The sequence below is a fragment of the Deltaproteobacteria bacterium genome (assembly GCA_026388415.1).
In the GTDB taxonomy this organism is placed as follows: Bacteria; Desulfobacterota; Syntrophia; order Syntrophales; family JACQWR01; genus JAPLJV01.
The window spans coordinates 1-20,637 of record JAPLJV010000066.1 but is presented as its reverse complement, the minus strand read 5'-3'; the positions used below and the strand labels follow the sequence as shown (position 1 = coordinate 20,637).

General features: G+C 52.1%; 19 protein-coding genes and 1 pseudogene. 7 read left to right on the top strand and 13 right to left on the bottom strand.

Annotation, left to right across the window (positions count from 1 at the left end; all coding sequences use genetic code 11):
- The first annotated feature begins 589 nt into the window (after positions 1 to 589).
- Both NT140_13685 and NT140_13680 read left to right on the top strand, forming a co-directional pair.
- A pseudogene (locus tag NT140_13685) lies at positions 590 to 1,744 on the top strand (caspase family protein).
- Positions 1,742 to 2,419 (top strand): FKBP-type peptidyl-prolyl cis-trans isomerase, encoded by a 678-nt coding sequence (locus NT140_13680; protein MCX5832905.1) that lies wholly within the window; start codon positions 1,742 to 1,744, stop codon positions 2,417 to 2,419. The pseudogene NT140_13685 and the gene NT140_13680 overlap by 3 nt, the downstream one beginning before the upstream one ends.
- Before the next feature lie 367 nt (positions 2,420 to 2,786).
- Here the strand turns inward: NT140_13680 and larA are convergent, their stop codons facing one another.
- Genes larA through NT140_13665 form a run of 3 tightly spaced genes read right to left on the bottom strand, consistent with a single transcriptional unit; the run spans position 2,787 to position 6,128 of the window.
- Positions 2,787 to 4,073 carry a nickel-dependent lactate racemase gene (gene larA / locus NT140_13675; protein MCX5832904.1) on the bottom strand — a complete coding sequence of 429 codons (1,287 nt, stop codon included), beginning with the start codon at positions 4,071 to 4,073 and terminating at the stop codon, positions 2,787 to 2,789.
- 40 nt (positions 4,074 to 4,113) lie between these two features.
- On the bottom strand, positions 4,114 to 4,986 hold the full coding sequence (gene sucD, locus NT140_13670) for a succinate--CoA ligase subunit alpha (GenBank protein ID MCX5832903.1): 873 nt from the start codon (positions 4,984 to 4,986) through the stop codon (positions 4,114 to 4,116).
- 2 nt (positions 4,987 to 4,988) lie between these two features.
- Positions 4,989 to 6,128 carry a succinate--CoA ligase subunit beta gene (locus NT140_13665; GenBank protein ID MCX5832902.1) on the bottom strand — a complete coding sequence of 380 codons (1,140 nt, stop codon included), beginning with the start codon at positions 6,126 to 6,128 and terminating at the stop codon, positions 4,989 to 4,991.
- 197 nt (positions 6,129 to 6,325) lie between these two features.
- On the opposite strand from NT140_13665, the gene NT140_13660 reads away from it, so the two are divergent.
- A complete protein-coding gene (locus NT140_13660) occupies positions 6,326 to 7,018 on the top strand; it encodes a GntR family transcriptional regulator (protein MCX5832901.1) in 693 nt (230 codons plus the stop codon).
- A 37-nt stretch (positions 7,019 to 7,055) separates the two neighbouring features.
- Entirely contained in the window at positions 7,056 to 8,492 is a 1,437-nt protein-coding gene (locus tag NT140_13655) for a 4-hydroxybutyryl-CoA dehydratase (GenBank protein ID MCX5832900.1), read from the top strand.
- 132 nt (positions 8,493 to 8,624) lie between these two features.
- Here the strand turns inward: NT140_13655 and NT140_13650 are convergent, their stop codons facing one another.
- The 10 genes from NT140_13650 to argS all read right to left on the bottom strand — a co-directional run bounded on the left by NT140_13650 (position 8,625) and on the right by argS (position 15,712).
- The gene (locus tag NT140_13650; GenBank protein MCX5832899.1) at positions 8,625 to 8,999 is read right to left on the bottom strand and encodes a YraN family protein; all 375 of its coding nucleotides are present in this window, start codon (positions 8,997 to 8,999) and stop codon (positions 8,625 to 8,627) included.
- 10 nt (positions 9,000 to 9,009) lie between these two features.
- Positions 9,010 to 9,657, bottom strand: a complete 648-nt coding sequence (locus NT140_13645; protein ID MCX5832898.1) for a ribonuclease HII — start codon at positions 9,655 to 9,657, stop codon at positions 9,010 to 9,012.
- Between the two features lie 35 nt (positions 9,658 to 9,692).
- Positions 9,693 to 10,043 (bottom strand): 50S ribosomal protein L19, encoded by a 351-nt coding sequence (gene rplS, locus NT140_13640; GenBank protein ID MCX5832897.1) that lies wholly within the window; start codon positions 10,041 to 10,043, stop codon positions 9,693 to 9,695.
- Between the two features lie 50 nt (positions 10,044 to 10,093).
- The gene (gene trmD, locus NT140_13635; GenBank protein ID MCX5832896.1) at positions 10,094 to 10,834 is read right to left on the bottom strand and encodes a tRNA (guanosine(37)-N1)-methyltransferase TrmD; all 741 of its coding nucleotides are present in this window, start codon (positions 10,832 to 10,834) and stop codon (positions 10,094 to 10,096) included.
- A gap of 11 nt (positions 10,835 to 10,845) precedes the next feature.
- Positions 10,846 to 11,361: a ribosome maturation factor RimM gene (rimM, locus tag NT140_13630; protein MCX5832895.1), complete on the bottom strand. Its 516-nt coding sequence runs from the start codon at positions 11,359 to 11,361 to the stop codon at positions 10,846 to 10,848.
- Entirely contained in the window at positions 11,354 to 11,584 is a 231-nt protein-coding gene (locus tag NT140_13625) for a KH domain-containing protein (GenBank protein ID MCX5832894.1), read from the bottom strand. Before NT140_13625 ends, rimM begins: the two co-directional genes overlap by 8 nt.
- Before the next feature lie 46 nt (positions 11,585 to 11,630).
- The gene (gene rpsP, locus NT140_13620; protein MCX5832893.1) at positions 11,631 to 11,882 is read right to left on the bottom strand and encodes a 30S ribosomal protein S16; all 252 of its coding nucleotides are present in this window, start codon (positions 11,880 to 11,882) and stop codon (positions 11,631 to 11,633) included.
- 105 nt (positions 11,883 to 11,987) lie between these two features.
- The gene (gene ffh / locus NT140_13615; protein MCX5832892.1) at positions 11,988 to 13,322 is read right to left on the bottom strand and encodes a signal recognition particle protein; all 1,335 of its coding nucleotides are present in this window, start codon (positions 13,320 to 13,322) and stop codon (positions 11,988 to 11,990) included.
- Between the two features lie 13 nt (positions 13,323 to 13,335).
- Complete coding sequence (locus tag NT140_13610; protein ID MCX5832891.1) at positions 13,336 to 14,010, bottom strand: SPOR domain-containing protein; 675 nt, start codon at positions 14,008 to 14,010, stop codon at positions 13,336 to 13,338.
- A gap of 40 nt (positions 14,011 to 14,050) precedes the next feature.
- Entirely contained in the window at positions 14,051 to 15,712 is a 1,662-nt protein-coding gene (gene argS / locus NT140_13605; GenBank protein ID MCX5832890.1) for an arginine--tRNA ligase, read from the bottom strand.
- Positions 15,713 to 16,002: 290 nt separating this feature from the next.
- Between argS and tkt the strand changes: the two genes are divergently transcribed.
- From tkt to NT140_13590, 3 genes are all read left to right on the top strand, one after another.
- Positions 16,003 to 18,045 (top strand): transketolase, encoded by a 2,043-nt coding sequence (gene tkt, locus NT140_13600; GenBank protein MCX5832889.1) that lies wholly within the window; start codon positions 16,003 to 16,005, stop codon positions 18,043 to 18,045.
- A gap of 506 nt (positions 18,046 to 18,551) precedes the next feature.
- A complete protein-coding gene (locus tag NT140_13595; protein MCX5832888.1) occupies positions 18,552 to 20,039 on the top strand; it encodes a TolC family protein in 1,488 nt (495 codons plus the stop codon).
- Positions 20,040 to 20,109: 70 nt separating this feature from the next.
- The coding region (locus NT140_13590; protein MCX5832887.1) for a transglutaminase-like cysteine peptidase at positions 20,110 to 20,637 on the top strand (528 nt) is incomplete at its 3' end.

The following is a 20,637-nucleotide window of genomic DNA, read 5'->3' as shown; positions in this document are numbered from 1 at the left end:
GCTGGATTAGCAGAACTGCATTCCGTGTCGGATAAAATAGACGCTACTTTTTTCCTCCAGTGGTAGGTTAGATGACTGAAACGTTTAATTTATCCCTTGATTTAACCTGAGTATTTTGTGTACAAAGTTGCAAGCTCGGGTGGCTGATTATTTCGATGAGCGGGGGCGAGATGTGCTTCCTGTAATTGAGCATCCGATAATTCTGATAGATATCCACCCTTTCAAGTAGTAATCTGCATTTGCGGAGTTGCACAAGTTTATAGAGAATGCCAAAGTCAAATCCCATCCCGCCACAACAGGTTGCGATACAATTTCATTGACATACCAGGCGCCTTTACCGTATCCTTAAATCACGCAAAAACAAGTTCTTAGCAATTCAATTCAATAGCACTGCTGTGTAACCACTCAGCGGGCAGAAAAAAAGAAGAGGACCAATATGCCAGAAACGATGTGGAACTTCCTCAAGCGGACGTTATTTTTGCTGATCGCTCTTGGGTTCCTCTTTCAGGAAGCATCGGCTTCCGCCTTTGTCGTCACCGGGACGTCGCAGGTGGCTATCGGAGATCAGCTACAGGAGCACGCCCTGGTCATGGGCGACCGCGCCGCACCGAAGAAGGCTGTAGTATTCACTGATCCAGACTGTCCATACTGTGCAAAGCTGCACTCGGAGCTCAAGAAGATCGTGGAGAGGCGTGACGACATCGCCTTTTATATCAAGCTCTTTCCTTTGGCCACGCACAAGGACGCCTATAGGAAGTCCAAAAGCATCCTCTGCATCTCTTCACTGCTGATGCTCGAAGACAGTTTTGCTGGAATACCGATCCCCACCCAGGACTGTAAAAGCGACGCCGTCGACAGGACCGTGACTCTTGCGCAGTCCCTGGGCATCAACGCCCTGCCCACCATCATCTTTCCCGACGGGCGCCGGCAGGTAGGGTATGTCCCGATGGAGACTATCACAGCCTACCTCGATAGCCCGTCGGTTATCGCGGCACCAACGCCCAGAACCGCGCCTACCCTAGACCCGACCGACCTTAGTGTCCCCGCCGCTGCGCGGGCATCACACAATGCCATGCCCTACGCACCCCCGAGTATCGCATATACTGCCCAGGAACAGCGAACCGCCTTGGTCATCGGCAACAGTGCATACAGTTCCGGTCCTCTGAAGAACCCCGTCAATGACGTCACTGATATGGCTGCAATGCTGAAGAAGCTCGGGTTTAATGTCACTCTCAAGAAAGACGTCGGATTACGGGAGATGGAGGAAGTTATTGAGGTGTTTGGCAACAACCTGAAACGCGGTGGTGTTGGCTTATTTTACTATGCCGGCCACGGGATGCAGGTGAATGGAACAAACTATCTATTGCCGATTGGGACCAGAATAAACAAGGAGTCAGACGTAAAGTACCAAGCAGTTGATGCAAATAGAATCCTTGACGAAATGGCAACAGCCAACAATGGTCTTAATATCGTCATGCTCGATGCCTGCCGGGATAATCCTTACGCCCGCAGTTTCAGGAACGCCGCAAGGGGTCTAGCCATCGTTAGTAGTGCGCCGTCAGGTACGTTTATTTCCTATTCCACCAGCCCCGGTAATGTAGCTCGCGATGGTGACGGGCGCAACAGTCCATACACAGCAGCGTTGCTCCAGTATATCCAGGCTCCTGGACATACCATAGGCGATGTCTTTATCAATGTGCGAACAAAAGTAAAGAGGGAAACCGGTCAGGTTCCTTGGGAGTTGTCCTCACTGGAGGGACAGTTTTATTTCAATCCATCTGGTAGCGCACAGAACAACCAGCCTGCCGCGTCAACGGGTCAGAAGGAAGCCCTGGAGCGGGAAAGGCAGGAGCTGGCAAGAGAAAAACAGGAGATTGAACGGCAGAAGACGCTCGATGCGGAGCGTGAACAGTTGGCCACAGAGCGTCGTAAGATCGAGGCGGAGCGGCAGCAGCTTGCGATGGGGAAACGACCATTTAGTTCGACCACTGAAGAGACCACACGGCTTGAAGCTACTAAGAGCTTGGCGGAGAAGAACAAGCAAGAAGGTGATTTGTTCCATGCGGAAAATAAGAAAAAGGAAGGTGTGTTAACTCTTAGAAGTGGCCTACAACTTAAGGTAATCAAAGAGGGAACCGGCAATAAACCAAAGGTGACTGATACTATAACCGTTAATTATCGGGGCACTCTCATTGATGGGAAAGAGTTTGACAGCTCTTATCGTCGTGGTGAACCGGCAACTTTTTCGGTTAATGGCGTCATATCCGGCTGGAAAGAGGCCCTGCTATTAATGAAGGTAGGTGCAAAATGGCAACTTTTCATACCGTCAAATCTTGCTTATGGAGAAAAGGGGGTCGGTAACATTATTGGACCAAATGCAACTCTTCTCTTTGAGGTTGAGCTAATTTCAATAAAGTAAAGTGGAAATATTTAGTCAACTATTTTGCAGCAGAGGGAACTGGCACTATGAGAGAGACCTACGAATGTATGAACCAAAGCGTCAGAAAATGTCTTTAGGGTATCACGAGTGAAACGGTGCAAAATCGGTGCCCCTCAGCAAGTTTGCACTGTTCAACTCGCAATCTGCGCTCCTAATAAAAAATTGTGTGTCAGCAGTTGTAGGTGTTATAAATAAGCAGCAATTTGATATTTCTTCTTCAAACACACCTGTAAATTTCGGGTTGAAAGCCGCAGCTTTTGGAGGACGATTTTTCCCGTGATATGCGTCTACCCTGAAAAAGTAATTCCTTATCAATAATAACTGATAAGGCTTTCTTAACGGGCCCTTACGCGGTAATAGATGGTAACGTCAGCATGGCGTGCGGCACAATCAGAACGTCAAGATTAGATCCTGATTTGCTCGCAACCAGTGCTAATGCCTCATCCATCGTCTCAGCAGGAATCATCTTGCAAGCGGCAATCACATCCGGGCACTCACTGCCGACAATGATCACGTTCGTCTGTTCGAGCACCTTCGCCATGACAAATGCCCGCTGCTGGCCCGGCGGATAGCCATACCGGCGCGCATTGTCCAGAATGGACTGAATATCAGGGGCATCGCGCATGGCGGCAAGGAACCGCTGCTCACCAAGGCCTTCTCCGGCGCCTTCTTCGCACCGGGCCGGGATGATATAGTACCCGCCTGGCCGGACCACGGGGACAGGTGCGAAGTGCAGATACGATGGCGCCCGGCTGGCCTGATAGAGATTGGCATCCTTGGGAAAGCCCACCCCGCCAATGGCCACATCGTACTGCTGAGAGATGGGCACTTCAAAGACGGACCTGGCAAAGGCGACCAGTTTTTGAAATGCAGCGTCGGTGTCGCCGGCGGCGACCTTGAGGATCAATTGGTCGTCATTGAGCACGACATTGAGGATGAAGCGAAGATTGGCGCGGCGTGCTGCCTCGGTGACTGCCTCATTAAAAGGATTGCCTTCGATACGGCCCAAGCGGGTGTCCGGATGGTCCACAAAGGCTGGGCCATGGGTGTGAGCGATGAGCCCTTCGCCTGCAGCGCCGATGGCCACGGTCTTACGGCCGCCTGAATAGCCTGCGTACTGATGAGGCTCCACCAAGCCGGTAGCGATCAGCAAGTCGGCATCCACCGCCGCTCGATGTATTATGACCGGCACACCGCCGGGAGTAACGCTCAAATCAACCAGCATAGCGGGATTGCACGGATCGTTGTCAATCACACGATAGCGCGCCGCAATGTCCGCTCCCAGCTTGACAACTTTTTCTTCCTGCGTCGAAGGCCGGTGCATGCCGACGCCACACAAAAGCGTGATGTCATCGTCTCGCACCCCCGTTTCTTCCAGCTCCTTCAGAAGGGCCGGCACCAAAATATGGTCTGGGCTGGCGCGGGTGATGTCGGTAAAAACAATGCAGACCCGGTCGCCTGGGCGTGCTATATTACAGAGAGGCGGTGATCCAATGGGGTGAGCTAGTGCCTGTGCAACCGCTGCCTGCCCATCGGCAACCGGCTTTACCGTTTTGGATACCAACAGCGTGCCGCGCATGCCAGGCGGCAATTCAAATTCGACGTTGGATCTGCCGTAAGGGATTCTGTACAAAGTTTAGACCTTTCTTTGGGCCTGATTTTTCAAGTGGACACTAACTCAAATTATTTTTAACTGCCCACTCGGCGACATGTATGGGGGATTCGAGAACTGTGGCTCCTGCGGCCCTCAACGCCTCCTGCTTGCCTGCAACCGTTCCCGAGACGCCGCGTACGATGGCGCCCGCATGGCCCATCCGTTTTCCCTGCGGCGCGTAGCGCCCTGCGATGTAGGCCGCAACAGGCTTGGTCATCCTTCTGGCGATGAATCCGGCGGCCTTCTCTTCCTGCTCGCCGCCCACCTCACCTACTATAATCACCGCATCAGTGCCATCATCTTCCTCAAAGAGTTCAAGGATATCGGCGAGGTTTCTCAGTACAACCGGATCGGCGCCCATGCCGACAACGGTGCTCTGTCCCACATTATTCTCGGAGAGGATGCCCGCGAATTCATACGAGAGGGTGCCGCTTCGGGAGATAACGCCTACACGGCCGGGAGCGAACATGGACGCGGGCATGATGCCCATCTTGCCCTTGCCCGGAACGAGGATACCGGGGGTTGTGGGACCCAGGGCAAACACGCCCCTCTCGATCGCATAGTTGCGCATCTTTATAACATCATGGACAGGAATATGTTCAGGTACAATGACAATCAGCTTAATCCCCGCGTCTATGGTCTCCATAAACGCGTCAAGGACAAAGGCGGCAGGGACGAAAAAAACCGAGGCGTTGGCACCTGTCTCCTTCACGGCCTCAGCGACGCTGTTAAAGACAGGCAGCCCCTCGACGATGGCCCCACCTTTGCCGGGGGTCACGCCGCCGACGACCTTTGTGCCGTATTCCAGCATCCAGCGGGCTTGTGTGCTTCCTATACGGCCGGTGATGCCCTGCACGATGACACGCGTTGAATCGTTTATTAGTATACTCATTTTTAACCTCGTCCTACAAGTTCATATATGCGCTCTACCGCTTTTTCAGTAGCTGCCTCCGTCACAACATGGACACCGGCGGAACGCAAGATATCCCATGTCTCCTCCTGGCGGTTTCCGAGGGCTTTGGCAACGACGGGTATTTTCACGTTATGCTCCTTTATGTAACGCACCACACCTTTGGCTCCTTCGTGGATAGGATTGATGCCTCCGTACACGTTTATAAATATAGCCCTCAACCCAGGTTTCATCATGATAAGTTCCATGCATTTATAGAGCAGGTCGGCGGTAATCCCCCCCCCCGTTTCGAGGAAGTTGGCAGGTTTCATCTTGTCGCCGATGATGTCCGTGGAGGCCATGCCGAGACCGGCGCCCGAGGAGATAAGTCCGATATCCCCATCGAGGTCAACGTATGTGATGCCTATTTCCCTGCCCCTGCGCTCGAGCGGGTGCTCGATCCTTTCGATCCGGTCAGGCAGGGGAAAACGCGCCCTTGATACGGCCGAATCGTCTACTTCCAATACGGCGTCAACGGCGATCAGTCCGCCGTTAGGTAGAATGACAAGGGGATTTATCTCGCAGATCAGGGCCTCGTAGTGCGTTGCAACTTTGAATAACTGGCCGATTACATCTGTCCAGGAGGTGATGAGCTGTTGTTTCAGGCCGAGCATCCTCAAGAGGGCGCGGGCCTTATAGGGGTAAAACCCGAAAGATGGGTCAATATGGATTGAGGCGATCTTCTCCGGCGAAGTCCTCGCCGTCTCTTCGATGAGCATACCGCCCTCAGTGCTCACCAGGATAACCGGCTGGCCTGAATATCCGTCTACAGTAATGCCGAGATAGAGTTCCTTGGCGATCTCCACCTTCTCGCAGACGAGAAGCTTGAGGACTGGCAGCCCCTTGATATCAGAGGCAAGCAGGGACTCGGCTACCTCTTTTAATTCTTCCGGTGAGGATGCGGTCTTGATGCCGCCTGCCAGGCCACGGCCCCCGACAAGGACCTGCGCCTTCAGAATAACGGGGTATCCTATCTCACCAGCCACACGAAGGGCTTCGTGCATTGTGGAGACGACCGCGCGGCGCGGAACGGGGATGCCGTTGTGCTCAAAAATATCTAAAGCCTCGTATTCATGAAGTCTCATAATAGCTATTGTTCCTTTAAATAAATTTTTATGTCGCGAAATACATCTTTACTTATTACAGTCCCAGAGAATAAAACAACTGCGCCGATATGTCAACGAAAATAATCGTATATTTGATTTAATGTTGTATGAAATATTTTAATTTAAAAAATAAAAATTATATTGCATATTTAATTTAATTATTGTAGAGTCGTTCCATGATCAAAGATAAAATTAAAAAAGAACAGAAAGATAGCAGCCAGATCGCCTATAAGGGCATCAGGCACATGCTTTACAACAAGGAACTTGTGCCGGGCCAGAGGATAGCCTACAGAGACCTCGCCGAAAGGCTTGATTTGAGCCCTACCCCGATCATCCAAGCACTTAAATGGCTTGAATTACAGGGGTTTGTCCAGCATGAACCGAACCGTGGTTACATCATGGCGCCCTTCAGCCTTAAAGAGGTAGAGGAGCTTTACGAGATCAGGGAACTTATTGAACCTTCTCTCGTCCCCACCGCTATCGAGAAGATTGATAAAGTGGGTCTCAACAAACTCAAGGCGGCGCTTGAGGCCCATCTCTCCGCGGAAAGGGAATTCTATCTAAAAGAAAGGCTCTTCAAAAACAGGGAATTCCATATGACCCTGGCCTCTCTTTCCGGTAAAACCACACAGATACGCATTCTGCAAAACGTCTTTGATATGCTGTTTCTCAAATACGGCGGCAATTACTTTCCCATAGCGTCACTCTCATCCTCCGATCAGGCTCACCAGGAGGTATATGATGCCGTCGCGCTGCGCAGCCTCGAAAGGGCACAGTCAGTGCTCAAGAACCATCTTACCAACGTGAAAATCCAGGTCATGTCCAGCATCAAAAAGATGCTTGCGGAGCAGGAACGGACTGATCTCTAAAGAAAATAAATACTTTGAATAAGAGGAGTATCACACCATGGGGCTTAAGACAAAAGAAGAATATATCGAATCTATCCGGGCACTCAAACCAACCGCCTATATGTTTGGAGAACGTATCACCAACGTAGTTGATAACCCTCGTATCCGCGCCGGGATTGAGTCAACAGCAGCCACCTATGAGATGGCCATGAAGGAAGAAAACAAAGAGCTCTTCATCACCACAAGCCCTCTCATCAACGAGCCGGTGAGCCGTTTTACCCTGCCACCCGCGAGTATCGAAGACCTCGTCGCGCGCGTCAAGGTGAACCGCAAGATGGCCAACTACGTCGGAACATGCCACCAGCGCTGCACGGGGCTTGACTGCCTCTCCACGCTCGCTATCGTGACCTACGACATTGATAAGAAATATGGTACGCCATACAATAAAAATTTTATAGAATTCCTGAAGTACATGCAGAAGAACGACCTCACCGGGAATGCCGGCGTTACCGACGTGAAGGGTGATCGCTCCCTCAACCCGAATGAGCAGGTTGACAAGGACATGTTCCTCCACGTCGTCGAAAAACGTGATGACGGCATCATCGTGCGCGGGGCCAAGGCGCATCAGACTGGTTCTCTTTCATCCCACGAGATCATAGTGCTTCCCACACGGGCAATGACCAAGGCGGATGCAGACTACTCCATCGCCTTCGCCATCCCTTCCGATACAAAGGGACTGATACACGTTGTCGGCAGATCCACCCTCGATATGCGTGAACTCGAAGGCTGTGATATCGGTAACATATACTATTCCAAATACTGCCCCACCCTCATCTTCGATAACGTATTCGTCCCCTGGAATCGCGTCTTCCTGTGCGGAGAGACCGAATTTGCCGCTGAGATGGTCATAAAATTCTCCTCTTTCCACCGGCAGAGCCACGGTGGCTGCAAGTCCGGCAAAATAGACTGTATGATCGGGGCAGCCCTCACTATGATGGACTACAACGGAACGGTCAAGGCCGGTCACCTCAAACAAAAGGTCATCGACATGATCCACAGGGCCGAGACGCTCTATGGTTGCTGTCTCGCCTCTTCCTATGAAGGCAAGAAACAGCCCTCAGGCCACTATTTCATAGACACGGTCCTCGCCAACGCCTCCAAAATTCACGAAGGCAAAGAACTTGCCGAGGCCATACGGCTGATGATTGACGCATGCGGCGGTTATGTCGCGGATTTACCCTCTGACAGAGATTTCGCGAACCCTGAGATAGGTGAACTGCTCAAGAAATACATGAAGGGTGTAGACTCTGTCCCTGTCGAGAATCGCATCAGGATGTACCGGTTGGCCGAAAAGCTTGCCCTTGAAAGCGCCGACACCATCTCGGATATACATGGTGGCGGCTCCCCTGAGGCACACAGGGTGACCATTTTCCGGGAAAGCGACACGGAGAGCAAGAAAAAAATGGCCAAAAGACTGGCAGGAATCAAAAATTAAACCATCCAGTATGTTACAAACTCCCCTCTCAGGCGGATATTTTGAGGGGAGCACATACCTGTAAACCGATTGGCTTTCGGCACAAGCATGTTTAGGCGCTGGTCGAGCAAATTCTGCCCTAGGCCCGCGTCGTTAAACAGCCGCCAGTTCAAAGGCATCTTGAATCAGTTTCACTTCCGTACGGTCGCGTAACATTTTTACCGCCACCACATCGAAACGGGCCTGCACCGGGGAATCTTTTTTCTGGGCCAGATAGTAAAGTGAAACCAGGGTCATTTTCCTCTGTTTAGTCTTGCCCACGGCCAGTTCCGGGTCGCCAAACTCCTCCGTTCTCCTGCTCTTGACCTCCACAAAGACAATGGTATCTTTGTCCTTGGCCACAATATCTATCTCGCCTAACGGGCAGCGATAATTACGTTCCAGAATGCGGTAACCAAGCTGCTGCAAATGAACGACGGCAAGATCCTCTCCCTTTTTCCCGGTCCTGATCCTCGCCAAATCCTTCAACCTGACTCCTTTATAACGAGGGGAAAAGATCGTAACTCTCCCTCACGCCGGCCGTCTTATCCGTAAGGCCCATCCGTCCCATCCGAAATGTTCGCCGGTGCAGCTTGCAGAGCCCGAATTCCCTGATCGCTGCCAGGTGTTCCCTGGTGCCGTAACCTTTATTTTTTATAAAATTGTACTGCGAAAACTGCCGGTGATAAATCTCCATGATCCAGTCTCTCGATACTTTGGCAATAATGGACGCGGCGGCCACGGAAATACTGCGGGAATCGCCCTTAATCAGCGTTTGCTGGGGGATGGGCAGGGAGATGGAGTTGATGCCGTCAATGATAAGAAAGTCGGGGGCGGGGTTAAGCTCTGCGCAGGCCTCCCTCATGGCCATTAAGGTCGCCTGCAGGATGTTAACCTCGTCAATTACGGCGGCTTCAACGACGCCCAGACCTACGGCCAGGGCGTCGGCCCAGATGATGTCATATAATTTTTCTCTTTTTGATGCGGAAAGCCTTTTGGAATCGTTAATCTCGCCTTGCTCGTATTCCCAAGGCAGGATGACTGCCGCCGCCACCACCGGGCCAGCCAGCGGCCCCCGCCCCGCCTCGTCAATACCGGCGATCAGGTTGTAACCGCTCTGATAGGCATTCCGTTCGAAACGATTCATGAGAGAAAGCCCTGCGGTAAATAATTCCCAACTTACTAAACTGGTTTTCTCAATTCCTTAATCTTGGCTTTCTTGCCGCGGAGACTACGGAGATAGTATAGACGGGAACGCCTCACCTTTCCCCGGGTCACGACCTCGATCTTATCTATGATCGGTGAATGCAGGGGGAAGGTTCTCTCCACACCGACACCATAGGACATTTTCCGGACTGTGAAGCTGGAGCGGCAATCGCCCTGCCTCTTGCGGATCACAACGCCTTCGTAAGCCTGTATTCTCTGCTTTTGTCCTTCAATGATGCGTACATATACCTTCACGGTATCACCACTTTTGAAGTCCGGGATGTCTCCCCGCATCTGTTCCTTTTCCAGCATTTCAATGATATTCATCTAAAAAACTCCTCTTTCTGAAATTCAATATAATATTTTCCACCATGTTGCTATCGCTCGTCCTTACCCAGCAACGCTTCCTGCAGCAACCGGCCGTCTTTCTCCGAGAGCCGTGTCTTGTCCAGTAAATCGCGCCGTCGCTCCCAGGTTCTTTTCAGCGACTCCTTACGGCGCCAGAGCTCGATTTCCGCATGGTTGCCGGAAAGCAACACCTCGGGAACATCCCAGCCTCGATAAGAGCCGGGCCGTGTATAATGGGGATATTCCAAAAGCCCCATGGAAAAGGAATCGCAGGCAGCCGACTCACTATTCCCCAGCACGCCGGGAATCAACCGGGAAACGGCATCAACCAGCACCAGGGCCGACAACTCGCCGCCCGTGAGAATATAATCACCGATGGAAACTTCCTTTTCCACCAGATATTCCCTGACTCTTTCGTCCACACCTTCGTAATGACCACAAACCAGCACCAGTCTCTCATACCGGGAAAGCTGCTCGGCCATCTGCTGATTAAAAGTCTCACCTTGAGGGGTAAGCAAAATGACCAGCGTTTCCCCCGGCGCGGGCGCCACCGCCGCCAAGGCCCGGTCAATCGGCTCCACCTTCATGACCATGCCGCCGCCACCGCCGTAGGGGGCATCGTCGGTCATGCGATGCTTGTCTTCGGCATAATGGCGGATGTCCCAAAGCCGAACATCAATCAGCCCCTTTTCCTGGGCCTTCTTCAAAAGGCTCGTCTGGAGGGGAGAGGAAAACATTTCCGGAAAGACAGAAAGGATGTCGAATCTTATCATGAAAAAGGCTACAATCCTTCCGGCAACCGGACTACCATTATCTTTTTTTCCAGGTCAACCGTGAGCACCACATCGGCAATGGCCGGCAGCAGAATCTCTTTCGCTCCACCGCGGCAAACAAAAACATCGTTACTGCCGGTAGGAAATATCTCTGCCAACGTGCCGATTAGCGTCCCTGCTTCGGTCATTACCGTAAGGCCAATCAACTGCTGCCAGTAATACTCGCCTTCCGGCAAGGCCCCCATTTTATCAGCCGGAACCAGCACCGAACATCCCAATAGGGCCGCTGTCTGATCAATATTCTCGATACCGGCCAGGTCCAGATAAAAGCACTTCCCCTTGACCTGGAAATTTTTCAAGGCGAAGCCGACATGCTTATCTTTTCCCTGGCTGATAAAAACTTCATCCAGGGATTGCAGCATCTCTGCGCCGGATTCCAGATAGGAAAGAACCTTGACACGACCTTTGAGCCCCTGGGCTTTAACAATCTTGCCAATCTCGAGAAAATCCATCCGTTTATTCAATAATCTCCAAAACGGTTCGTTTGCGTATCTTCGTTGAGGCCGCGCTCAGGATAGTGCGCATCGCCTTGGCGGTTCTACCCTGCTTGCCGATTACCTTGCCCAGATCTTCTTTCGCCACTCGCAGTTCAATCACGGAAGTCTGCTCGCCAATCACTTCGGAAACATCAACTACATCAGGATTATCCACCAAAGCTTGCGCCATGTACTTGACCAACTCTTTCATCGCAAAACCTCCCAGGATTTTCAAGAAATGAATCTATATCTACCTGTTATGCCCGCGCCATGATCCCCTTCTTTTCCAGTAACTGCGATACGGTCAAGGTAGGCTTGGCCCCCTTGGAAATCCAGGCGACGATGCGATCCTCTTTCACAGTAACCTCTGCCGGATTTTTCTGCGGATCATAATTGCCCACGATTTCCAAAAACCTGCCGTCCCGCGGCGACTCGGAGTTAGCCACCACAATCCTGTAAAACGGCTTACTTTTCGCCCCCATACGCGCCAATCTAATTTTGACTGCCATTACGTTTACCGATCACCTCCCAAAATTTTTATATTATCCTGTGCTTAATCACTTTCTATATTCAGAAAATTTCAGACGAGGAGTATTATCACATGTTAATTATTTTTAAAAGGGGAAATTGCCTCTTTTGAGCGATTTCATCCCCCCTTTGGACGATAATTTTTTCATCATCTTTCTCATTTCCGCGTAATTTTTCAGCAGGCGGTTGACATCCTGCACTTCCGTGCCACTGCCCCGCGCTATGCGTTTGCGCCTCTGACCGTCAATGATCAGATAATTCAGCCGCTCCTTGCCCGTCATAGAATCAATGATCGCGGTAATTTTAACCAGTTCCCGGTCGTCAGGTTTTATCTGCTGGACCGCTTTTATCTTATTCAAACCCGGAATCATACCGAGAATATCCTGGAGGGAACCCATCTTGCGTATCTGAGCCAGTTGCTGTTTGAAATCATCCAGGGAAAATTCATTTTTTCTGATCTTCCTTTCCAGCTCCTGCGCGGACTTTTCATCAACCGTGGCCTGAACCTTCTCCACCAAGGAAAGGATATCACCCATGCCGAGGATGCGGGAGGCCATCCGTTCGGGGTGAAAAACCTCCAGGGCTTCAATCTTTTCACCTATCCCCACAAACTTGATGGGCTTGCCGATGACCGCCTTGAGGGACAGGGCCGCCCCACCCCGGGCATCGCCATCCATCTTGGTCAGAATAACACCATCAATGCCGAGCAGCTCGTGGAATTTACCCGCTACGTTTACGGCATCCTGGCCGGTCATGGCATCGGCCACAAAGAGTATCTCCGAGGGCTTAATTGCCTCCTGGATCAGCTTCAGCTCCTGCATCATGGCCGTATCTATATGCAAACGCCCGGCGGTATCAACAATAACCACCTCATAGCCTTTGCTTTTGGCATCTTCCATGGCGAGCACGCAGATCTGCACCGGATCGCTGAGTCCTTTTCCATCGAAGAAGCCGGCGCCGATCTTTTCACCCATAACCCTTAACTGCTCGATGGCCGCCGGCCGATAGACATCAGCCGAGACGAGATAGACCTTCTTGCCATCCTGGGCCAGCAACCGGGCCAGCTTAACGGCCGTTGTCGTTTTGCCGCTTCCCTGGAGACCGGCCAGCATGATGGGCGCGGGGATACGGCCGCCGAATTTTATGTAACTGCTGGTCCCCCCCATTAATTCAGCAAGCCGGTCATGAACGATCTTTACCACCTGCTGGCCGGGGGTGATGCTGTCCATCACCTCCTGACCAACGGCTCGGACTCGGATATCTTCAATAAAATCTTTCACTACCTTAAAATTAACGTCCGCCTCCAGGAGGGCCAGGCGAATTTCCTTCAGGGCTGCCTTGATATTCTCTTCATCAAGACGTCCGTAACCTCTGATTTTTTTAAAAATCTTCTCTAATTTTCCGGTTAGATCTTCTAACATGACTTTACCTTCATCAATTGCGGGGGCGCACAATACAATTTACACCCTTAATATTTTTAGCCAGCATACCGGCCGCCTGCTGCGCCTCATCGTGGGAGGCAAAACCATCCACTATCACCCGAAACCACTTGCCTTTATTGGGTAATTCAACCCTCACCACGCGTGGTTTAAAGCCCAGCGGCGTAATTTTCTTACAGAACTGCTCCGCCACTTTGGGGCTCTTAAAAGATACCACCTGGACTGAATATTTTCCTCCCACCTCGGGAAGAGGAGTACCGGCCGCGGCAGGGGGCGGTGGTGTCCTGACGGCAGCCCCGGGATCGGCGGGAACTGTCCGGCTCGCTTTCTTTTCTTCTGCTCCGGTTGACCCTGCCGGCAAATCTTCCCTGGGGACAAAGGGCTCCGGCAGGGGCGCGACAACAATATTTTCCCCACTCGCCGGTGGGACCTTGGCCTCCTCCCGAACTGTCGCCGCCTTCCCGGTCGTTATCGCCGGATGAGACAATTGCCGGCGGATTATTGCCGGTATGCTTTGGGCAATCTTTTCCGGATAAGCGTCAATATGAGCTCCCACCATGACGCCAATAATAAAAACCGCAAACAACAGGAGCGACATGCCGGCCACAAACAGCAGGAGGCCCTGCTTACCCAGCTTGAATTCCAAATTTTTCGGATTCCTGGATGCCATGTTTTTTCCGTCCAATAAATACCGACAGGTCAGGCAAGGTTTACATCTGCTCCGGCGCAGAAACACCCAGCAAGCCAAGCGCGCTTCTTATCACGGTCCGCACTGATTTCATCAATAACAACCTTGCTTTGGTGAGATCGTCATCGGGGGAAACAACGCGATGCTTGTTATAGTAATTATGAAAAACTCCGGCCAGGTCATTCAAGTAAAATGTCAGTCGGTGAGGCTCCAGCGTCTGCGCCGCTCCTGCGACTACCTCGGGGAAACGGCTGATTTCCTTGATCAGAGCCACTTCCTCGGCCAGATTCAGTCGCCCCACATCCGTATCACCAAAAGCGGACACTTGATAGCCCTTCTCCCGAGCCATGGCCAAGATGCTGCATATCCGGGCATGGGCATATTGCACGTAATAAACGGGATTTTCATTGGATTGTCTTTTCGCGAGTTCGAGATCAAAATCAAGGTGGCTGTCCGAACGCCGCATGAGAAAGTTATACCGGGCGGCATCCTTTCCCACCTCGTCCACCACCTCCCTCATGGTGACAAATTCTCCCGACCGCGTGGACATGGCCACGGGGTTGCCGTCCCGGAGCAGATTAACAAGCTGCACCAGGACTATCTGCAGAGATGTTTTTTCATAGCCCAGGGCCTGGACAACCGCCTGCAAACGGGGAATATAACCGTGGTGATCGGCGCCCCAGATGTCAATCACCTTGTCGAACCCGCGCGCATATTTATGCTGATGATAGGCAATATCGGCTGCGAAATAGGTGGGTTCGCCGTTATTTCTGACGACCACGCGATCCTTCTCATCACCGAAAACGGTGCTTTTGAACCAGCGGGCGCCGTCGTTTTGGTAGACAAACCCCTTACCCTCCAGCGCGTCCAAAAGCTTCAGGACGGCATCGTCCTGGTAGAGTTCCTTCTCGCTGAAATAACCGTCAAAAACTACGCCAAAGTCCTGCAGATCGGCCTTGATACCAGTCAGTATCTCCCCCGCGGCATAGTCGGTATAATAGGCAATGCCATGCTCCTGCTCCCGTGACTGACCGCCTGCTTCTTTTTGCCTGATACCCCTGGCGATGTCCTTAATGTAGTCTCCCCGGTAACAGTTCTCGGGAAAATCCGTCTGTTCGCCCCGCAACTCCTGATAGCGCAACAGCACGGACCGGCCCAGGTTTTGCATCTGGTTGCCGGCATCGTTGATGTAATATTCCCGGAAGACTGCATAATTACAGGCCGCTAATATATTGGCGATGACATCCCCCACCACGGCGCCACGGGCATGGCCGATATGCAGGGGACCGGTGGGGTTGGCGCTCACAAATTCCACCTGCACCTTCCGGCCGCCACCCAGCTCATTTTCTCCATAATGCTCGCCCTGGTCATCAATATCCTGCAGGAGTTGGCACCAGACATCATCCTTGATGAAAAAATTAATAAACCCGGGGCCGGCAATCTCGATTTTTTCCAGGATATCATCAGCCGTTTGCATCCCGGCGACAATAATCTCGGCAATCCGGCGGGGATTCATTTTCAAACGTGAGGCCAGGATCATCGCGATATTGGTGGCATAATCGCCGTGGCCGACGTCCCTGGGCAACCCTACCTCAAGAGGTGGCAACACCACCGGGGGGATCAACCCTTGGGCCGCGCAATCCTGAATCGTCTCCTCCAAAAGCCTGGTCAGTCTTTTTTTCATATGCCGCTATGCTTTCTTAAAATATAAAAAAGTTGGCCTGAGCCAACTTGCTCAAATATATATTGAAATCAGGATCGTTAATATGATTACAGGAAACTCGTCCGCAAGTGACATATATTTATACCGTGCCGAAGTCAAGTTCTTTTGGAATGCCTTGTTTATCTTAATATTTTAGTGATGGATGCGAAGAGCAATTATTGTCTTGACAAGATGAACCGCCTTAGGCAAAAATATAAACTAAAGGTAACGTTGATAGAAGAAGCCATCTTTATATCTACCGGGAGAATCTCATGACCGAATTGGACGGAAAATGCATCAACACCATCCGCTTTCTGGCTGCCGATGCCATAGAAAAGGCAAAATCGGGGCACCCCGGCATGCCGATGGGAGCCGCCGCCACCGCTTATACGCTCTGGACGAGACATTTAAAACATAATCCATCCCACCCCGGCTGGGTGGATCGGGACCGCTTTGTTCTTTCCGCCGGCCATGCCTCCATGCTCCTGTATTCCCTGCTCTATCTGACGGGTTACGACATCTCTCTGGATGACCTGAAATCCTTCCGGCAATGGGGCAGCAAAACGCCGGGGCACCCGGAACGTAATCATCCGCCCGGCACGGAAGTCACCACCGGCCCGCTGGGTCAGGGGATCAGCAATGCCGTGGGTATGGCAATTGCCGAGGCGCACCTGGCCGCCCGCTATAACCGTCCCGGTTACAACATCGTCAACCATTTTACCTACGTCATGGCCGGCGACGGCGATATGATGGAAGGTGTGACCTATGAATCCTGCTCGCTGGCGGGACACCTCGGCCTGGGCAAGCTGATTGTCTTGTATGATGACAACCGGGTGTCCCTCGCCGGAGCAACGGCTCTTTCCTTTACCGAAGATGTGGGCAATCGTTTCGTCGCCTGCGGCTGGCAGGCCCTGCACGTAGAAAACGGTAACGACGGCGAGGAAATTGACCGGGCCATCCGCCAGGCCCAGGCGGAAACGACCCGTCCCTCGCTGATTGCCGTGCGAACCAACATCGGCTACGGGGCGCCGGATAAACAGGATTCCTGCGAAGCCCATGGTGCGCCGCTGGGGCCAACGGAACTCGCCGGGGCCAAGAATTGTCTGGGCTGGCCGGCAGAACCAACCTTCTTCGTTCCCGAAGAAGTAACCGCATCTTTTCAGGAAGCCAGAAAAATCAGACAAGCGTCGGAAGATAGCTGGAAAAAACTCTTTCAAGGCTACATCCGGGACTTTCCCATACCGGCCGCAGAATTCAGCCGTACCATGCAAGGGGAGCTGACGGCCGGTTGGGATAAAAATCTGCCGCAGTTTCCCGCCGGATCCAAAGATATCGCCACCCGCAAAGTCTCGGAGATGGTCATGCAGGCGTTGGCCGCCTCTGTTCCCGAGTTGATGGGAGGTTCGGCCGACCTTAATCCGTCCACGTTTACCTGGTTGAAAGGCGAGGGCGATTTTCAACCTCCCTCCCTTGCCGGGGAAGACATTCAGGGCAAGGTAGGAGGCGCCTGGGGATACTCGGGGCGCAACCTGCACTTCGGTGTGCGGGAACACGCCATGGGTTCTGTTGCTGTGGGCCTCGCTCTCCACGGAGGAATAATTCCCTACACTGCCACATTCCTGACCTTTGCCGATTACATGCGCCCCCCCATGCGCCTGGCGGCGCTGATGGGGCTGCCAACCATCTTTGTCTTTACGCACGACAGTATCGGCGTCGGCGAGGACGGCCCGACGCATCAACCCGTTGAGCACCTGCTGAGCCTGCGCGCCATACCGAACCTGACCGTGATCCGGCCTGCCGACGCAGCGGAAACCGTGGAATCATGGAAGGCGGCCCTCCAAAACCGGCAGGGACCGACGGCGCTGATATTTTCCCGTCAGAATCTGCCTGTGCTGACCGGCGATAGGATAGGATCGGCCGCCGATCTACGGAAAGGCGCCTATATACTCTGGGAGTCCGGATCGGACATACCGGAAGTGATCCTGATCGGCACCGGCTCGGAGGTGATGATTGCCCTGGAAGCCGGCCAGAAGTTGGCCGCGGCGGGGATCAAAACCCGGGTGGTATCTATGCCGAGCTGGGAGCTTTTCGATTGCCAGACGGTGGACTATCGCAACTTCGTGCTGCCGCCCGCCGTAAAAGTCCGGGTGGCTGTCGAAGCAGGCGTGAAACTGGGCTGGGAACATTACGTGGGCTTAGATGGCGCCGTGGTCGGCATGGATGGTTTCGGGGCCAGTGCGCCGGCCAATGTGCTTTACGAAAAGTTCGGCATCACGGCCGAACATGTTGCTCAGACGGCGCAAAAACTTTTATAAAATATTTTGATACCTTTCTATAAAAAAGTATGATAATCGGCAATTATAATGTAGCTGGTAGTCTTTGGTAGGAAGCAATATTGTTGATGTTCCCATCTACAAGTTAAGGTGGGAGTCTATTAATGTTATTCAGGAGGTTAGAAAGATGAGATTTTTTACTAAGCACCTATTTGTACTAGTTACAGCGGTTCTTCTTATGAGCGGTGGTGTTGCCTCTGGAGAAACACTGCAGGATGCAATCAAATACATGCTGCAAACAAATCCCGATATCAAGGCCGCATCCTATAATCGCCTGGCAAAAGACCAGGAAGTCTTACAGGCCAAGGCGGGATATTATCCCAGTCTTGGTGTATCCTCTGGGGCTGGCATGACGAAATACAGTCACCCCCTGTATGATACGATATGGCCGAAATCTACAGTTGTGAGCCTCCGCCAAAATTTATTCCGTTTTTTCGGGACTGACTATGAGGTGGATCGCCTCAAGTCGGCCGCTAATTCCCAGGCGTATGCTATTACAGGGTACGTCAGAGAATGTCGCCCTGCTGGCATCCAAGGTTTACATAGATGTGCTCCGCAACCTTGATCTGGCTGAGCTGGCCAAAGAGAACTTGACTAATCATCAAAGGATAGCCGATCAGATGAAGTTGAGAAGTGTGTCCGGTGTTGACCGTAAAGCCGATCTCGATCAGGTGTTGGGACGTTTGGCTTTATCACAGTCCAATGCTGTTATAGCTGCGGCAAACAATATTGATGCCAAAACATCCTACCAAGCGGTCATCGGCCGTTTGCCGGAAGACCTGACTAAACCCCAATCAATGGGATCAGTCATTCCTGAGTCAATGAAAGAGGCAGAGATATTGGCGCTGCAAGGCTATCCTATTCTCAAGTCTGCCCAAGCCGATCTAGACGCCAGGCAGGCACAGTATAAAACTGCTCAGAGTCAACTGTATCCGACTATTGATCTGGCAGTTGATTATGCGTGGCAAAATGATGCAGTCAACGCCCCCGGCTATCAGGAGAACCTGACGGCGACTGCCTCGTTAAATTTCAATATCTTTAATGGGGGGTATAATAAGGCCCGCATCTCGCAGACAGCTCAGCAAATCAAAGAAGCAGAAGCAATACTAAATAACACCAAGCGTCAGATAATACAGTCCGTTCGCCTCTCCTGGGAGGCCTATAAAGCGGCTCAGGAAAAAGTCGTTTTCCTCGAAGAATATGTGAAGGCAACGGGCGCAACCGCAGATGCCTTTACAGCGCAATGGAATATAGGAAGACGCACCATGTTCGACCTGCTGGATACACAGGCAGAGTATATTACCGCCAAGGCGAGTCTCGCAAACTCCCGGTATGATATGCTATATGCCGAATACAGGGTGCTGAACAGTCTCGGCAAATTAGTAAATACCTTGGGTCTGCAATGGCCTGAAGAGAGCCGTATAGACGGCGCGACGCCCGCTGCCGCACCGGTAACTGCAGTAGCCCCCAAAGCGGCTGAACCAGCGGCAGCTCCTTCTGTCAGCGAGCCTCCTAAGCCTGCTGATGCAGCTCCCGCAGCCCCACCAGTAGCCGAAACCCCCCAGGCGGCTGAACCAGCAGCAGTGGCTCTGCCTGCCAGTGAGCCTCCTAAGCCTGCTGATGCAGCTCCCGCTGCCCCGCCGGTAATCGAGGCCCCAAAGCCGGCTGAGCCGGCGGCTGTTCCTCCGCCAGCCAGCGAACCTCTTAAGCAGGAAGAGATGAAAACTCCCCCGGCTGAGGCAAGTGTCTCAGAAGCAGCCACTCCGGCAAAAGAACCCGCTGCCGCGGCAAGTCCCCTGCCATCCGCTCTTACAGACAAGCCCAAAATTATCAAAGGGATCGTTTTAAATAATGGGAAGGTCATCGAGGGACAGATACTCAATATGAATGTCTACACCGTAAAGATTCTGACAAAAGATGGAAAAGAGGAATCCTATTCTTTTGAAAAAGAAGTCAAGGGGTTCATTAAAGAATGAGAAGCAGCGGTTATGACGGGAATCAGATACATCAGGAGATAAAATTTGGGACAGGTTGACTCCGACTACCGTGCGTAAATATTTAAAAAAAAGAGCGCCAATCCGGCTGATTCTGGCAGTTATCATAGCTTTGATGATTGCAGTGCCGGTCATCACGGAGACGCTCTTTCGCTTCGATAAAGAGTTCCTGAAGAAAGCAGAAGAGAAGTGCGGCAACGAGGCGCCGGCACGGTTCACTGCTTGGGAAGAGTTGATCCACAAGGATAAAAGCCCCTCGGACCGGGAAAAACTTAAGAAAGTAAATGATTTCTATAACAGCAGGATTCGATTTGTAAGCGACATTGACCTCTGGGGGGTGCAGGATTACTGGGCGACGCCTCTTGAGTTTCTCTGTAAGAAGGCCGGTGATTGTGAGGATTTTGCAATTGCAAAGTTTTTTACCCTGAAGGCGATGGGCGTAGCCGAAGAAAAGCTGAACATTGCGTATGTTAAAGCAATACAATATAATATAGCCCACATGGTCCTGACGTATTACAGCGAACCTGGAGCCGAACCGCTGGTTCTCGATAACCTGATAGACTCCATCGATCCCGCATCG

Coding starts and splice junctions, on each gene's coding strand:
- sucD (MCX5832903.1), bottom strand. CDS start 4,986: ATGAGTATACTAATAAACGATTCAACGCGTGTCATCGTGCAGGGCATC.
- NT140_13665 (MCX5832902.1), bottom strand. CDS start 6,128: ATGAGACTTCATGAATACGAGGCTTTAGATATTTTTGAGCACAACGGC.
- NT140_13660 (MCX5832901.1), top strand. CDS start 6,326: ATGATCAAAGATAAAATTAAAAAAGAACAGAAAGATAGCAGCCAGATC.
- NT140_13655 (MCX5832900.1), top strand. CDS start 7,056: ATGGGGCTTAAGACAAAAGAAGAATATATCGAATCTATCCGGGCACTC.
- NT140_13645 (MCX5832898.1), bottom strand. CDS start 9,657: ATGAATCGTTTCGAACGGAATGCCTATCAGAGCGGTTACAACCTGATC.
- rplS (MCX5832897.1), bottom strand. CDS start 10,043: ATGAATATCATTGAAATGCTGGAAAAGGAACAGATGCGGGGAGACATC.
- NT140_13625 (MCX5832894.1), bottom strand. CDS start 11,584: ATGAAAGAGTTGGTCAAGTACATGGCGCAAGCTTTGGTGGATAATCCT.
- rpsP (MCX5832893.1), bottom strand. CDS start 11,882: ATGGCAGTCAAAATTAGATTGGCGCGTATGGGGGCGAAAAGTAAGCCG.
- ffh (MCX5832892.1), bottom strand. CDS start 13,322: ATGTTAGAAGATCTAACCGGAAAATTAGAGAAGATTTTTAAAAAAATC.
- NT140_13610 (MCX5832891.1), bottom strand. CDS start 14,010: ATGGCATCCAGGAATCCGAAAAATTTGGAATTCAAGCTGGGTAAGCAG.
- argS (MCX5832890.1), bottom strand. CDS start 15,712: ATGAAAAAAAGACTGACCAGGCTTTTGGAGGAGACGATTCAGGATTGC.
- tkt (MCX5832889.1), top strand. CDS start 16,003: ATGACCGAATTGGACGGAAAATGCATCAACACCATCCGCTTTCTGGCT.
- NT140_13595 (MCX5832888.1), top strand. CDS start 18,552: ATGCTATTACAGGGTACGTCAGAGAATGTCGCCCTGCTGGCATCCAAG.